This is a genomic window from Leptospira montravelensis (assembly GCF_004770045.1).
Lineage (GTDB): Bacteria > Spirochaetota > Leptospiria > Leptospirales > Leptospiraceae > Leptospira_A > Leptospira_A montravelensis.
Map to the genome: position 1 here is coordinate 614,886 of NZ_RQFO01000004.1, position 15,910 is coordinate 630,795.

A 15,910-nucleotide genomic window follows, 5' to 3' on the forward strand; every position below is an offset into this window, starting at 1 on the left:
CCTCTCCAATCTATTCGTCGGTGGAAATCAAATTCCTTCCTTGAAAAAAAAGGGAAAGTTCCGCATTTTGTTCCTTATGTCCAATTCCCAGTCCCATCCGGATTACTTTAAAGCAAAGGAACTCTTCGCTACTGAACTAAAAAATGCAAATTATCAGTTTGTTCAGGAAAAAGAGGAAACCCTATTTCGATTTCGGACAGAAAATGCAAGCAAAGACAAAATCCTAGACTGCATAGGAATTGTGAGAAATTATATCGAAAACTTTCGCATTTATAATTTTGAAGAAGGATATATCAGTATCCAAGCATTAAATGAAAACCTATTTGAACCCCAAAGGAACCTTTCCGGCAAATTTAGGATTCGGTTTTCTTTTAAATCAGATTTAAAGGTAGAATGTTCGAAACACGGAGATTTTTCTACCAAGGAAATACAAACCGTCCTCAATCTCTTTCAGTTTCTTAAAGCGGAAGGAGGAACCACAAAAGACCCAAGAGTCCTTCTCCACCAACTGGGAGCCGAAGTGTATGATCCCCATTTAGAAAAAGCGAAAGGAAATGAATTGGGATTTGATTCTATTTTTGGTTATGAGGGTGTAAAAGATCAAATTTTAGAAAGTTTGGTATTTCCGATTCTCAAACCAGAACCATTTTTAGAAATCACCAAACTCACACGTAATAAACCAAGTCCAAACCTACCTCGTGCTGTCCTCTTCGAAGGAGAACCGGGAGTGGGAAAAACCAGTATGGCAAAAATTGTTTCCCATCTTTGTGGGGTCCCAATGGTTTATGTACCCATCGAATCGATTTTAAGTAAATACTATGGCGAATCTTCCCAAAATTTGGCGATGGTTTTTGATGCTGCTGCTCTATTTCCGCAATGTATGCTTTTTTTGGATGAAATTGATTCCCTTGCCACATCCAGAGAGGATGGGTTATTTGAAGCGACAAGAAACTTACTGAGTGTTCTCCTCCGAAAACTAGATGGGTTTGCCGAACGAAGTGGTACGATTACGATTGGAGCCACCAACCGAAAACACGACCTTGATTCCGCACTTTTGTCCCGGTTTGATAGAAAAATCTATTTTCCTTTGCCAAATCAGGAGGAAAGGGCCCAAATTTTATTAGGATATGCCAAACAATTAAGCAAAAACGACCATAGGAAATTAGCAGAAGCCTTAGAAGGGGCTTCGGGCAGAAACTTAAAGGATTATTGCGACTATGTAGAACGGCGGTGGATCACGAAAAATTGGGAAAAAGGCGAAATTTTGCAGGCTCCAGAAATTTCCTTTTATTTAGAATCCCTCCCGGATTTTGGATGGAAACGCTAAAAAGTAATAGTTTCGGCTTCAATCTTCTAGGTGAAATACCGATAATTTTTACAGGATAATTGTTTACGACCATCGGTCGTTCCTTGGTATCCTCAATTTAACCTTTTAGGAAGATTCGGACATGAAAATAAAATTAATTCTCCCCATCCTTTTGCTCAACTTTGGGGTTTTCGCTCAAACTGGTAGCTCGGAAACAGGATCCACATCCGCTGGAATTGATCCCACTCAATCCGGTAAATCCATCTCTGAGACAGAAAAAGAACTGGATGATAATATTTCTGAAGTGAACAAACGTCTTCGTTTGCACACAGTTTTATTTAAGATGAAAGTAAGAACTCTCCCTCACCGCACTGTCCTTTACAAAGGAAAACCAAGTGCAGATGGAGAACGATGTGAAGCAGCAGACAAACAAGAAGCACAAGATAACACTTGTTTACATTTAGAAGTTTTTGACTTTGTTGGAAGTGAAGACGGAAGATCAGGAAAAAACCTTGGCGCTAAATTCAAAAAGATGGAACTATTTTTTGAAGGTGCGAACAATGCGGATCCAGATCCAAGAAAAGAACAACCTCGTAACCTTACAAAAGTAAGAACATATATTTACCAAAACAATTTTGTTTTAGAAGATAAAATCATTTCTGTGATTGCTGATGTTGCACCTAACGGAACACCTGCACATAATGAAAAAATTGAGCTTTTCTACCAACACGATGATTATCCTGTTTGGGGAACTCCAGAAACTCCTTCTGAAAAAGGTGTTGGTAAATACATTCTTGCAAATGTAGAGAATACAAAAACAAACCCAATTAGAAATAATTTCAAAAAACAATTCTATTTCAAGAATTTGGACTACTTCGACAAATTGTTTACAAAACTTTTCGATTATAACGATCGCGACTCTAATAAACACTACAAGAAAAACGTAGAAGCACTTAAGAGTTCTTTAAAATACTAAAACGAAGGTTCTTCATTGAATCTCGTTAAACAATGTCCGAATTGTTCCACGATGTTAAGGTTCCCTGCTACACAGGGAACCATTTTGGTACAATGCCCAGTTTGTTCTCATCGTTTTACGTATGTACCCGATTTGGAATCGACAGAGGATTTTCAAGATACCTCTGATTCAATCCCCTCTTTCCAATTCAAACCCTCGTTTCAAAGTTATAAAGAGTTAATCATCGATTTACTATATGCACCCATTGATTATTTTAAATCGAAACAAGGACCCCAAAAAAGAGAATTTCGAATCATTCCGATAGTCCTCATTGCCATATTGTTTTTGTATTTTTGGAAGTGGACTAGTTTACCGGAAACTCCAAAACCTGATTTAAAAGAAGAAAACCAGTGGGAATCTCCATTAATAGGACCGGATGAGGAATCAGTTCCTAACGATTCAATCGAAGAATCCCAACCAGAAACAAAACCTAATTTTGAGATTTAAACTTTGAATTGGATTCTTATTTATGAAGAGGAACTTGTTCAAAACCATTTTATACAACTATCGGATGAAAGACATACTCATATCCGAACCATATTAAAAAAGATAACAAATGACCAGATACAAGTTGTAATTCCAGGTTCAGGTAATTATATTTTTAAAATTCAATCTATATCGGAATCTTCTACCACTTTAGAAAAAGTAAATCCAATCCCTAATGTTTTAAAACCCCTCCTTATCCATACTTTCTTTTCTTTACCTAGGCCTCAAACGGGAAAAAAGATATTCCACCTAAGCGGAGCATACGGAGTGGATTCCATATATTTTTATGCTACTGAAACAAAAAACAAAGAGTTTTGGACTTCACCAGTTTACACGAAAGAATCAGCATCCTACTTAGAAACAGGTCTTAGCCAAACGGGAAATAGTCGGTTACCTTTTGTAATTCAAGAAAAGTCTTTTCTTTGGAAAAATTTTTTAAAGGACTGGAAGGGAAATGTTTTTGTTTTAGATAGAGAAGGTGAAAACTGCCAGTCGATATTTAAATCCAAAAATGGATTTTTGGAAACTAATCTGTATGTTTTTGGACCTGAATCTGGATGGAAACCAGACGACCTTTTATTTTTTCATGAAAACAATTTCCAAATCGTAAGTTTGGGAAAAATAAATCTTAGAACAGAATTTGCATACTCTGCCCTATTACACCATTTGTTTTCGATTAGAAACTAATTCCACCAGAGACTAAAAATCGAATTTCATCAATACTAACAAAAGATTTTTCACTGCTATCTAAATAGTATTTTCGGTAGTTTTGTAATCTTAAAACAATTGGACCGAAAGATTTAGAAATTTCGGCAGCAGCTTGTGTGTTATTGTCTAAATCAAAAGCCTTTCCTTGTGATTCATAACCTTTTTTTGTATAATAAAAAGACATTAAAAATGAGGATCCGAGCGGAATATAAGCTGCAGCGAACACACGTTTATTTCCTTTGAGACCATAATCCTCAACAGCAAATTCAAAACCTAAATGATAAAAATTGATATAAACCGTATGATAATAACCGGTTACTTTGGAATTGGACTGGTTTTCTAAATATTCATATTTAGGACGAAGGGGGGAAGAAACCGGAAATTTTTGAAATCTTTCCACTTCATAAAAACTATCAAAATACATTGGTGCATAGTTTGCAGTCATTTGGCGAAACTCTGGCTTTAGAATGATATTCAAATCTTTTGTACCTAGTCGGAATATACTTCCGTAGTGTGTCCCTTGGGCTCCATCCAAACCTTTGATTTTATTAAAATCTAAATACGGTGTGAATTCCACAAATGGTAGATTAAGAAGACGATATTCAATATCCATTCCTTCAATGGAGGCACGAGTCACTTGAGCTGTTTTGGGATTGTCCAAGTTTTTTTCGGTCACTGGGGATCCATTTGTATTATATGACATTTGAACAGGAGCTGCCCTGTCCCAAGCTTTTGTATAACCGATCGTCAAACGATTGTACCAAGGATCGTTGTCTACTAGTTCCATCCGTGAGTCTTTACTTATAGGACGAATTTCCTTTTTTCTGGCTTCTTCTGCTTTTTTGTTTTTTAATTCTTCGCTACCAGCTTCTTCCTCAACACTGAGTCGCCCTGATTCATCTAATACATTTCCTCTAAGATTCATTAAATAAACCAAATCCGATGATTTATCAAATAATGAAAATAAAGACCTACCAATTGCTAAAGGTTTTATATACACCCTTGCGGCATTCACTTCAAAGTTTACAACGGAATTAGCAAAGTATTGAACTCCAACATAATCAGTATTCAAATCAGCCATAACCCCAGGATTGTAAGCATCAAACCGTGAAGAACTTTGGTATTTGTTTACAATGGTTCCGTGACCAATATATCCATCCACCATCTTACCAGTGTAAGCTGAGTAAGTTACTTTTCCTGGAATTTGTTGGTTATAAGTACCATAAGATATATAATTTAATACTCTCGAGTAATCATTTTTACTGTTATAATCCATCTCTCGAATTTTGCCAGTTTTACTATCTAGCTGCAGCGGGTCTTTATCGACGGCCAAAACATTGATGGGAAGAGAAAAGGAATAACCAAAATTACTTCCGTGATTGTAGGTGAAATTCGGAGAAATGTATCCGTAATAATCTTTCTTAAAACTCGTACCACCCGCATCAAACTGTAAGGCAGAGGCGCGCCTAGATTCGGTTCCCGTCGGAACCCATACTTGTGCTTCCAGTACAAGTATGGGTAATAGGAAAAAGATTCCTAGACCTTGGATTAGCCGGTTTTTCATCACGATACACTCATTATCGTAAGGTTTTACCCTGAAAATAAGAAATAATCTCAAAACCAGGCCTCCAATAAAACAGATCAAGTTTCTATTTTATTGGATATTTTCTTGACGAATGAGAGAGTAGCCTCACAGTAGGTCAGACCATTGGGGGAATTTATGCCACGTAATTTTAAACCAGAAACCATCGCACTTCACGGGGGACAAGAACCGGACCCTACTACAACTTCAAGGGCAGTACCTTTGTACCAAACCACATCCTATGTGTTTAAAGACACGGATCATGCTGCAAGGCTTTTTGGTCTACAAGAGTTCGGAAATATCTATACACGTTTGATGAACCCAACCACTGACGTTTTAGAAAAACGCGTAGCGGCTTTGGAAGGTGGTGTTGCAGCTCTTGCGACGGCATCAGGGCAAAGTGCAGAAATGTTAGCTCTTTTAAACATAGTGGAAGCAGGCCAAGAAATCGTCGCCTCTTCTTCCTTATACGGCGGAACATACAACCTTCTACATTATACATTTCCAAAACTTGGTATCAAAGTTCACTTTGTTGATCAATCAGATCCAGAAAACTTTCGCAAAGCTTCTAACGATAAAACAAGGGCCTTTTATGCAGAAACTCTAGGAAATCCTAAGTTAGATACTCTCGACATTGCCGCAGTGAGTAAAGTGGCTAAAGAAGTGGGTGTTCCTCTTGTGATTGATAATACAATGCCATCTCCTTATTTAGTGAACCCGCTCAAACACGGTGCTGACATTGTAGTACACTCTCTCACTAAATTTTTAGGAGGTCACGGAACTTCTATTGGTGGAATCATCATCGATGGTGGAAGTTTCAATTGGGGAAATGGAAAATTTAAAAACTTTACTGAGCCAGATCCTTCTTACCACGGATTAAAATTTTGGGAAGTTTTTGGGAAGTTCGAACCCTTCGGTGGAGTCAATATCGCTTTTATTTTAAAAGCAAGAGTACAAGGTCTAAGAGACCTCGGTCCTGCAATTTCTCCATTCAACGCATGGCAAATTTTGCAAGGCGTAGAAACTCTACCACTCCGTATGGAACGCCATTCTGCTAATGCTTTAAAAGTAGCAGAATTCTTATCAAAACATCCAAAGGTGGAATGGGTCAACTATCCAGGCCTTCCTTCAAACAAAAACTACGACACGGCTAAAAAATACCATGAACGTGGACTTTTCGGTGCCATTGTTGGATTTGAAATCAAAGGTGGAGTGGAAAAAGCCAAAAAATTCATAGATGGATTGGAACTTTTCAGTTTACTCGCTAACATTGGTGATGCGAAGTCTCTTGCCATTCATCCAGCTTCCACAACGCACCAACAGTTGACAGGTCCTGAACAAATATCAGCAGGGGTCACTCCAGGATTTGTTCGATTGAGTGTTGGACTTGAAAACATCGATGACATTCTGGTAGACTTGGAAGAGGCATTAAAAAATATCTGATTAAGACTATGCCTACCTCCGAAAAGAACGAGTTTTCCCACGGATCCGTAGGTGTCGTATACACTCAGAGTATTCAATTTGACTCTTTAACTTTAGAGGGGGGTGAAACCATCACTCCTCTCGAAATCGCCTATGAAACTTATGGCACACTCAACGAAAAAAAGGACAATGCGATCCTTGTTTGTCACGCACTCTCCGGAGATGCACATGCTGCTGGATTCCATGAAGGTGACAAACGCCCAGGTTGGTGGGATTTTTATATCGGCCCAGGTAAAGCCTTTGATACCAATCGATATTTTATCATTTCTTCTAATGTAGTTGGAGGTTGTAAAGGTTCTAGCGGACCTTTGACAACTAATTCCAAAACAGGTAAACCTTTTCAATCCACCTTTCCCTTTGTCTCCATTGGAGATATGGTTAATGCTCAGGAAAAACTGATCAGTTATTTTGGAATTCATAAATTATTTGCTGTGGCAGGCGGATCAATGGGAGGAATGCAAGCCTTACAATGGTCAGTGGCATATCCTGATCGATTAAAAAATTGCATTGTGATGGCATCATCCTCCGAACACTCCGCCCAACAAATTGCTTTTAACGAAGTGGGAAGACAAGCCATCCTTTCAGATCCAAACTGGAACCAAGGATTGTACACTCAGGAAAATAGACCTTCCAAGGGACTGGCTCTTGCACGGATGATGGGACACATCACTTATCTTAGTGATGAAATGATGAGAGAGAAATTTGGACGTAAACCACCCAAAGGAAATATCCAATCCACTGATTTTGCTGTGGGAAGTTATTTGATTTACCAAGGGGAATCCTTTGTAGACCGTTTTGATGCAAACTCTTATATTTATGTAACGAAAGCCTTAGATCATTTTAGTCTAGGGACAGGAAAAGAACTAACCAAAGTTCTAGCGAAAGTTAGATGCCGATTCTTAGTAGTCGCCTATACATCAGACTGGCTTTATCCACCTTATCAATCGGAAGAAATAGTTAAGTCTCTGGAAGTAAATGCAGTACCTGTCAGTTTTGTGGAACTCAACAATCCGGCAGGACATGATAGTTTTTTATTACCAAGTGAACAACAAGATTCGATCCTCAGAGATTTTTTAAGTTCTACGGACGAAGGAGTTTTCCTTTGAACATTCACACAAACGAAGCCCTTGGTTTGGATTTAAAAAATAGACCAGATATTTCCTATATTGCGAATTTAATCAAACCTGGAGAAAGAGTTTTGGACTTGGGTTGTGGTTACGGCGAACTCATGTTAATTTTAAAAAACAAGGGAGTCCGTGTCCAGGGAATCGAAAAAGATGATAAATGTATCATCCAATGTGTTAAAAAAAGTTTATATGTTCATCATGGAGATATTGATGATGGATTAAAACATCATTTGGATCATAGTTTTGATTTTGTCATATTGAACCAGACCATTCAGCAGACTTTAAACCCTGGAGAGATTATTAAAGAATGTTTGCGTATTGGAAAACAAGTGATCATAGTTTTTCCAAATTTTTCCCATTGGCAAATTCGTGCATCCATCCTTCTCAGCGGAAAAACGCCTGTTACCGATCTTATGCCTTTCCATTGGTATGACACACCTAACTTACATTATTTATCAGGAAAAGACTTTGAGGATTTTTGTGAGTTTGAAAGGATTAAAGTTTTACATAGAGCTTTTTTTAATAGGACTAGGCAAATCAAACTTTTCCCTAACTTATTTGCTACTTTAGCTTTATTTGTAATAAGAGCTTAATTGAACGTAAATCTTTCTTATCTATAATTGAATTCCAAATACAAAAATAGGAAGTAATATCACCTTTCCGTAAACTTACAAATCAGAAACGCAACGAACAAAAGCATTCAAATCTTTATTCAAATAAGATTCATTGCCAGGGTCGAAATTTACGGTGATTCCTTGGACATCTCCCAAGCCAGGAAAAGTTTGTGGACCCCAATAATGGGCGGCTTGTGCATTGGGAAATAAAATAGGGTCGGCCGTAGCACCAGAATACTTGGTCGAATCGCCGACCGCAGAACATCCGTCCTCTCCTGTTATCACACCCGTGTTTGTGGCACTACAACGAATCACAGAAAACATTTCAGTATATAAAGGGAGTCTCCAGTTTTCTCTTTGGTATGCTTTTAAAGCACTGCGGCTTACACAGGACCGATACACATCCCCAACACTTACAAGTTGTGAATTGTTTCCACCATTGCAAGCATTAGGATTTGTTGTGGAATTATATCCATCTTTTGCCGTACAAAACTGCAGTGGTTCTGGGTTGCCGATGGAGCAGTCCCCTAAACCTTCACCGACAGTATTTCCCATTGGATTCCAAGAAGAACCATAGGTACAACGATCCCATAACAAAGTTTTCCCTGAAACTACAGTTTTAGCAAACGGGCAGGAAATTTGAACATTGATTAATTTGAATCCATCCCAATCCCCTCGGTCCCAAACAATACAATGCACGTTCGATGGTTGTGTTGGGATAGTCAGTTGTAAATATTTGGGAGAAGCATATACCAACATGGAAAAAAAACCATTACCATTCACTGTAGTATAACTTCCATCAGACGAAGAAAGAATGGTTAACGTGGTTTGGTTTAAACCTGTCACCTTTCCTTCTACTAAAAAAGTTCGCTGGTAGGCAATGATGTCATTTTCTAATAATCGATTTTCCCAATATTCTTTCGTAAATGGATCACCAGAATTTTGTTTCCAGTCGGGAAGACAGAAAAGATTTAACAGGAAAATCCCTAATACTAAGGCAACTTTGAACAGATGCAAGAAATTTCTTTCCACAGAATCGATGGTATAAATGCCATGTTTGAATACAATGAAAGTTTTTTGAAGAAAGCGGAATGGGTAAAACTAAGCTTTCTTTGTGAAAGGCTACAACGGTATAAGTTCCCCGCCCTGATTGAACTGGGAGGGGTTATCCACCCGCCACCCAATAACGCCTGTTTACCATGCAACCGGCAAAAAAGAAAATTCATTTTGTTTTGGATGTTTTTTTATTCACGAAAGTTCATAGTTATACAAAAGCCCGGCAATCACTCCGGGCTTTTAGCTGTACGACGATTATTCAATCAATATATGTATCGAACAGATCCTAAATTCCTTTAGGGAATTCCCACAAAAATCTAAAAAATTCCCAATGAAAATTGCAAAAAAACAACACCTAACCAGGATTAAATAAATAATTAAACCAGATATTCAAACAAATTCTCATCCTGATTGACTAAGGTGAAATTTAATTGATAAGCATCCATCCTTTGTAACAAAGATTGGAAATCATCTCTAGATTTTAGCTCAATTCCGATCAGAGCAGGACCAGATTCTTTATTATTTTTCTGAATGAATTCAAACCTAACTATATCATCATTGGGTCCAAGGATCTCGTTGACAAATTGCTTTAAAGCACCAGGTCTTTGGGCAAAACGAACAATGAAATAATGTTTTAGTCCCTCGTAAAGCAAAGACCTTTCTTTGATTTCCTGCATTCTATCTATGTCGTTGTTTCCACCGCTCAAAATACAAACTACTTTTTTTCCACGAATTTGATCTGCATACTGGTCCAAGGCAGAAATACTAAGAGCACCTGCAGGTTCCGCAACAATAGCATCTTCGTTGTATAATTTCAAAAGGGTGGAACAAACCTTCCCTTCTTTAACAAGTAACATATCAGAAAGCACACTTTTACAGATTGGAAATGTTAGATCCCCTACTTTTTTAACTGCCGCACCATCTACAAATTTATCAATTTTTTCAAGTAAAACCGGTTTTCCTTGTTTGAGTGCTTCCGTCATTGAGGGGGCACCGAATGGTTCTATTCCAATGATTTTAGTGTTTGGAGATTTTTCTTTAAAATAACTGCCAACACCGGCGCATAATCCACCACCACCAATGGGAACGAACAAAAAATCGATTTCAGATTCTTCCTCTAAAATTTCTTTTGCAACTGTGCCTTGCCCCTCCATAATCTTTTTATGATCAAATGGCGGAATAAATACCTTATCAGTATTTTTAGAATATTCTAATGCAGAAAATTGACATTCATCAAATGTATCGCCTACTAATTTGATTTCTATAAAATTGCCACCAAACATCCTTACTTGGTTAATTTTTTGTTTAGGAGTTACTTCTGGCATATAAATTACACCAAAAATTTGGAGCAATTTACAAGAGTGGGCAACACCTTGTGCATGGTTTCCAGCACTTGCGCAAACAACCCCCTTCTCTCTATCCGCCTGGGATAGACTTTGGATCATATTGTAAGCCCCTCTGATTTTATAGGATCGAACAACTTGTAAATCTTCCCGTTTGATAAACACCTGGGCGCCATACAATTCGGACAAACGAGAATGAAATTGTAACGGAGTATGATGGATGATGGGTTTTAGAATCTGGTAAGCAGAGTCAATCTCTAAGGTCATCAGTTCCAATTTCATAATTCATTCAAAACAAATTTTTTGATTTTATTTGATAATTCCATAAGTTAATTTACTTTGTGATAGGTGATATTCAATACCTATGACTATTGCAATATTTCCATGATATGATATGATAACTTCAATTTTGCAACATCATATGCAGTAAGGCCATTTTTGTTTTTGATATCCTTTTTGATTCCTTTTTGCAATAAATACTCTACCATTTGTTTGTTTTTGTTTTCAGCAGCCCAATGTAAGAGAGAATCCCCTTGGTTAGTAGTTTCATTAAAATTCCATTTTTTGAGAGAATCAATGTATTTTAATAATTCCAAGTCATTAAAAAAAACAGCATATGTAAGGGCAGTAAATCCTAGTTTGTCTCTATATTGAAAATCTACTTGTTTTTCTAATAAATAATCGAAGATCTCTTTATTCGCACGAACATTCAAGGCATGTTGAAAAAGATTCATTTCAGTTGTATCATTTTCATCATACAAAATGATTTTAGTATCTTTTTGAATGCTACCGTTTGTAAAAAGTTCCTTTAATTTATTTAAATTATTTCTTGAAATGGCTTGGAAAGCGAGTCTCGGTGCATAGGACTCCTCACGTGTTACATCATATATTTCAATTGAAGGTTGGTCATTTTTGTAAGAATATAAAATACTATACATAAACGATCCCTTTTTATCAGCAGTTGGAATTTCTAAAGAAACTTTTGAATTTAAATGAATCGTTGCTTTGGCAGTTGCACTCTCACCCGAAAATGATTGCGTTTTACTAGATTCACCTGTTGTTAAGTTAATACTCGCACTGATTTTACTTATGGTTCGACTAAAATAAAAAAACATCACCGCATTAGTTTTATCAATTTTTTCTATACATCCTGACAAAGTATTAGCGCCAGTCGAAACAAAAAAATCAGGCTCAATTACGATAAACTGACTAAATTTACATTTTGGATTTGGTTTTACATTTTGAAGGATTTGAAAATTTGCAACAGACTTGCAACTAACAAACAAAATAATTAAGGGAAAAATTAAAAGACGATTCATATAATAAATGGCTCAAAAATTTCAACTATGTCAAACGAAAAAGGGAAGCAGTAAAAGTTGTTTGATCGGGAAGACCAAATTAAAATAAGAAAAAGTGCGAGTTAGAAACAACAAAAAGAAAATCGAGAAACCAAAGACGGGGCCCCAACCACCCTGCCCGGCCTTTAGTTTCTCTTATCCTATTACTGGAGCAATCTCATCACTGACTGAGACTTCATGTTCGCTTGCGCAAGCATTGATGTAGCAGCCTGAGTTAAGATTTGGTATCTCGTGAAGCTGGTCATTTGTTCAGCCATGTCAGTATCACGGATACGAGACTCAGATGCTTGTGTGTTTTCATAAGCATTCATAAGTCCTTTCGCAGCATGCTCCATACGGTTGTAATAAGCACCAAGGTCAGCTCTTTGTTTAGAGATCACTCTTAGGGCATCATCACAAAGTCCGATCACGGAGTTTGCTTTACCTGCAGTCGAAAGAGAGATGAAAGTAAGAACCGTAGGGTTTCTTAATCCCAATGCCGCAGTGTTCATTGTTTCAATGTACACGCGCTCTCTTTGGTGCATGTTAGCTCCAATATGGAACCACATACTAGCAGTTGGGTTGAGACGAGCAAATGCTCCTGTAAGCAGTTTCATTTTGTTGAATTCTGCTTGAGAAGCAATACGATCGATCTCGTCCACTAGCTGTGAAACCTCGACTTGGATCTGTTGTCTATCTTCTTCCGAGTAGATACCGTTCGCAGCTTGCACCGCGAGTACACGAACACGTTGAACGATTTCGTGTGTTTCTTGAAGATATCCTTCCGCCGTTTGAATGAGGGACATACCATCTTCAGTATTCTGTTCTGCACGTCGAAGACCAGCAATCTGAGTTCTCATTTTCTCAGACACTGCAAGTCCAGATGCGTCATCTCCTGCTTTGTTAATACGCATACCAGAAGACAACTTTTCGAGATCTTTGCTCAGGTTCGCGTCGTTAGACTTCAAAGTTCTGTGTGCAAAGATCGCACTTACGTTGTGGTTGATAATCATCCGGGTTCCTCCTTGAATCCGTTCTCTCACCGCTCAAAGTTTTCACCTTGAACCCAAGAAATTGATGAATTTTCGAAATGGCCATCCTTGGCCCTTTCAAGATAAGGATCGGTCATTCCGGTAGGGAGGATAATAGGGAAAATCAAATAAATTTTGAATAAAAATAGAACTTCCCCTTTTCGAAAAAATGTCCTAGGAATTCTATGGAATTGGATTTAAAGAAAAGGCAGGCAGAATGCAGTGTTAGAGACAATTTATTTAGCAAACCCCCGTGGATTTTGTGCAGGAGTGAAATATGCCATCTCCTACGTAGAGACTGCTTTCCAAGAAAATCCAGAATCTCCACTTTATGTCCGAAAGGAAATTGTCCATAACCAAAGAGTTGTGGAAGAAATGAAGAAAAAAGGAATTCGTTTTATTGATGAACTGAGAGAAGTTCCAGATGGGGCCACTGTTGTTTTTTCCGCTCATGGAGTATCCCCAGAAGTTGTGAAAGAAGCTACTCAAAGAAAAATGAAAATTGGCGATGCCACCTGCCCTTTAGTCACTCGAGTTCACAAAAAAGCAAGAAACCTTAGAGACACACACCAGATCATTTATATTGGTCATAGGGGTCATGATGAAGCCATTGGGACAATGGGAGAGGCTCATATGTTTTTGGTAGAATCCCCTGAAGATGTAGAAAATTTAAAAGAAAAAATCCAAAAAGACAAACCACTCACCTATTTAATGCAAACTACACTTTCTGTGGCGGATACAAAAAACATTGTCAAAAAAATAGAAGAAGTATTCCCTTATGTAGAACATCCACAAAAGGACGATATCTGTTATGCGACAACAGAAAGACAGGAAGCTGTACAATCTATGTTAGAGTCAGTGGATGCGATGCTTGTCATTGGTGCGGAAAATTCCTCCAACTCGGTAAGGCTTTGTCAATTGGCAAAAAAAACAAGACCCGCCAGTTTCCAAATCTCTCGCAAAGAGGACGTAGATCCGAATCATATTAAAAAATCTGGAATTAAAATTCTAGGGATTACTGCCGGTGCCTCAAGTCCTCAAGTACTTGTAGATGAAATTGTTGGAGAAATATTAAAACATTTTCCAGATGCAAAGGTGTCCTTATTTCCAGAAAGTCGTGAAGATACGATGAGTTTCAAATTACCTAAAGAGTTACTAAAACAATACTAAGATGAACTTGGATCCTTGGTCATTATTCAAAGCCTCGATTGAAGGTAATGAGCTGGGTACTGCAATCATTGCAATCGATACATTAAAAAAGAACTTTGAATATCTGCTAAAAAATTCAAAATTTGAATCTTTACAATTAGACTTTAACATAAATATTTTTTTAAGAAATAAAATCAAAAATAATGATTTTTCGACGGAATTATTATATATTGATAATGGAGCAATTTTAGAAATTTCTTTTGGCAAATTCGTATTCCCAAATGGTGAACAAAATAAAGAATATTCGAAATTCTTTATTAAAGATATCACTACGAAACGTAGACAAGAAGAAGAAATTGCATGGCGATTACGATTTGAACTAGGAGTTGCTTCGTCTATTCAAATATTGATTCAACAACCTTCCGTTAAAGAAGGGTTACCAAGCGCTCTTTATCAATTGTTAAACTTTACTGAAATGGATTCTGTTTTTTTTCTAAAATATGAACCATTAGAAAATAAAGATAGGTTTAAACTTTGGGCAAATGAACGTAAAACAACTAAATATCCACTACTACCAATTCAATTCTACAATGAAGACTGGTATGATTTGGGACTTGGACGCTGGCTTCATAAGTTAAAAAGAGGAAGCACAATCCATTTAAACCCAAAAAAAGCATTTCGAAGAGAAAAATGGTTTTTCGAAGAAACGAAAGCAGACACAATCTTACTTATCCCAGTTCGATTCGAAAATAAATTTTTGGGCGTGATGGGATTTTTCAAATACAAACAGAATTCCCCTGTCGAACATGAAAATCTTTTGATTTACCAAACAGTGAGTCGGTGGATGGGACTTTTTGTACAACGAGATATGGACCTATCCGAATTGAATCGATATAAATCCACATTGGAATCCTTGGTTTTAGAAAGAACAGTAGCACTTACGAAAACAAAGGAGGAATTGGAACGTGCATATAAAGCAAAAACTGAATTTTTGGCACACATGAGTCATGAACTTAGAACTCCTTTGAATTCCATTATAGGTTTTTCGAAACTAATCCAGTTACCTGATACTGACGAAACGGGAAAAGAATACTTAAATTATATTTACACAGGTGGAACGAGACTTTTAAACATGATTAATGAAATCCTGAATTTGATGAAAATTGAATCGGGACAAATTAAGGTTCAATTAACAACGTTTAGACCAGAAGATATATGTCGCCAATCCTTAGAATTAATCCAACCGCAAGCGAATGCGAAAAAAATGGAGATCCGGTTTCGCCCACCATTAGAATCGAAACCAGTAACTTCTGATTCTGGAAAAATTCTCCAGATCTTACTAAATTTGCTGTCGAATGCAATAAAATATACAAATCATCCTTATATCGAACTGGATTGCGAATGGGTTGGAGATTCCCTAGAAATTTCTGTCCGAGATTTCGGCCCTGGAATTTCAGAGGAAGACCAAAATCGGATTTTCCATACCTTCACCCGGTTAAACGACGACGGAAATATAGAAGGAACAGGCCTTGGGCTCACGATTTCCCAAGGACTTGCCATTCGGCTCGGTGGTCATTTAGGACTCCAATCCCAATGGGGCCAAGGATCCGTTTTTAAACTCAAGTTACCTGAAATAATAAAATAAAGGAATTGAACCCTGTAGAATTCTCCTTT

General features: G+C 37.4%; 14 protein-coding genes. 9 read left to right on the forward strand and 5 right to left on the reverse strand.

Features of this window, described 5'->3' with window-relative positions:
• Nucleotides 1-76 precede the first annotated feature (76 nt).
• From EHQ31_RS03840 to EHQ31_RS03855, 4 genes are all read left to right on the forward strand, one after another.
• Nucleotides 77-1,327, forward strand: coding sequence for an AAA family ATPase (locus EHQ31_RS03840; protein WP_208652731.1), 1,251 nt, complete (start codon nucleotides 77-79; stop codon nucleotides 1,325-1,327).
• Nucleotides 1,328-1,448: 121 nt separating this feature from the next.
• Nucleotides 1,449-2,282: a flagellar-coiling protein FcpB gene (gene fcpB / locus EHQ31_RS03845; RefSeq protein ID WP_135569733.1), complete on the forward strand. Its 834-nt coding sequence runs from the start codon at nucleotides 1,449-1,451 to the stop codon at nucleotides 2,280-2,282.
• A gap of 84 nt (nucleotides 2,283-2,366) precedes the next feature.
• Nucleotides 2,367-2,768: a hypothetical protein gene (locus tag EHQ31_RS03850; RefSeq protein ID WP_244247256.1), complete on the forward strand. Its 402-nt coding sequence runs from the start codon at nucleotides 2,367-2,369 to the stop codon at nucleotides 2,766-2,768.
• A 3-nt stretch (nucleotides 2,769-2,771) separates the two neighbouring features.
• Nucleotides 2,772-3,494 (forward strand): RsmE family RNA methyltransferase, encoded by a 723-nt coding sequence (locus tag EHQ31_RS03855; protein WP_135569737.1) that lies wholly within the window; start codon nucleotides 2,772-2,774, stop codon nucleotides 3,492-3,494.
• Here EHQ31_RS03855 and EHQ31_RS03860 read toward each other — a convergent pair.
• Nucleotides 3,484-5,079 (reverse strand): hypothetical protein, encoded by a 1,596-nt coding sequence (locus EHQ31_RS03860; RefSeq protein ID WP_135569739.1) that lies wholly within the window; start codon nucleotides 5,077-5,079, stop codon nucleotides 3,484-3,486. The two genes, EHQ31_RS03855 and EHQ31_RS03860, sit on opposite strands and share 11 nt — an antisense overlap.
• 156 nt (nucleotides 5,080-5,235) lie before the next feature.
• Here EHQ31_RS03860 and EHQ31_RS03865 point away from each other — a divergent pair, with 156 nt between their 5' ends.
• The 3 genes from EHQ31_RS03865 to metW are packed head-to-tail and all read left to right on the forward strand — an operon-like array spanning nucleotide 5,236 to nucleotide 8,299.
• Nucleotides 5,236-6,540 (forward strand): O-acetylhomoserine aminocarboxypropyltransferase/cysteine synthase family protein, encoded by a 1,305-nt coding sequence (locus EHQ31_RS03865; protein ID WP_135569741.1) that lies wholly within the window; start codon nucleotides 5,236-5,238, stop codon nucleotides 6,538-6,540.
• An 8-nt stretch (nucleotides 6,541-6,548) separates the two neighbouring features.
• On the forward strand, nucleotides 6,549-7,685 hold the full coding sequence (metX, locus tag EHQ31_RS03870) for a homoserine O-acetyltransferase MetX (RefSeq protein WP_135569743.1): 1,137 nt from the start codon (nucleotides 6,549-6,551) through the stop codon (nucleotides 7,683-7,685).
• Complete coding sequence (metW, locus tag EHQ31_RS03875) at nucleotides 7,682-8,299, forward strand: methionine biosynthesis protein MetW (protein ID WP_135569745.1); 618 nt, start codon at nucleotides 7,682-7,684, stop codon at nucleotides 8,297-8,299. Before metX ends, metW begins: the two co-directional genes overlap by 4 nt.
• Nucleotides 8,300-8,374: 75 nt before the next feature.
• Here the strand turns inward: metW and EHQ31_RS03880 are convergent, their stop codons facing one another.
• The 4 genes from EHQ31_RS03880 to EHQ31_RS03895 all read right to left on the reverse strand — a co-directional run bounded on the left by EHQ31_RS03880 (nucleotide 8,375) and on the right by EHQ31_RS03895 (nucleotide 13,069).
• Nucleotides 8,375-9,337 carry an Lcl domain-containing protein gene (locus EHQ31_RS03880; RefSeq protein ID WP_244247257.1) on the reverse strand — a complete coding sequence of 321 codons (963 nt, stop codon included), beginning with the start codon at nucleotides 9,335-9,337 and terminating at the stop codon, nucleotides 8,375-8,377.
• A 416-nt stretch (nucleotides 9,338-9,753) separates the two neighbouring features.
• A complete protein-coding gene (gene ilvA, locus EHQ31_RS03885; RefSeq protein ID WP_135570950.1) occupies nucleotides 9,754-10,986 on the reverse strand; it encodes a threonine ammonia-lyase in 1,233 nt (410 codons plus the stop codon).
• A 101-nt stretch (nucleotides 10,987-11,087) separates the two neighbouring features.
• The gene (locus EHQ31_RS03890; protein WP_135569749.1) at nucleotides 11,088-12,038 is read right to left on the reverse strand and encodes an ankyrin repeat domain-containing protein; all 951 of its coding nucleotides are present in this window, start codon (nucleotides 12,036-12,038) and stop codon (nucleotides 11,088-11,090) included.
• 182 nt (nucleotides 12,039-12,220) lie between these two features.
• Nucleotides 12,221-13,069 carry a flagellin N-terminal helical domain-containing protein gene (locus EHQ31_RS03895; RefSeq protein WP_135569751.1) on the reverse strand — a complete coding sequence of 283 codons (849 nt, stop codon included), beginning with the start codon at nucleotides 13,067-13,069 and terminating at the stop codon, nucleotides 12,221-12,223.
• 240 nt (nucleotides 13,070-13,309) lie between these two features.
• Here EHQ31_RS03895 and ispH point away from each other — a divergent pair, with 240 nt between their 5' ends.
• Together ispH and EHQ31_RS03905 are read left to right on the forward strand one after the other, a co-directional pair.
• A complete protein-coding gene (gene ispH / locus EHQ31_RS03900; protein WP_135569753.1) occupies nucleotides 13,310-14,257 on the forward strand; it encodes a 4-hydroxy-3-methylbut-2-enyl diphosphate reductase in 948 nt (315 codons plus the stop codon).
• Between the two features lies 1 nt (nucleotide 14,258).
• The gene (locus tag EHQ31_RS03905; RefSeq protein ID WP_135569755.1) at nucleotides 14,259-15,881 is read left to right on the forward strand and encodes a sensor histidine kinase; all 1,623 of its coding nucleotides are present in this window, start codon (nucleotides 14,259-14,261) and stop codon (nucleotides 15,879-15,881) included.
• The last annotated feature ends 29 nt before the right edge of the window (nucleotides 15,882-15,910 follow it).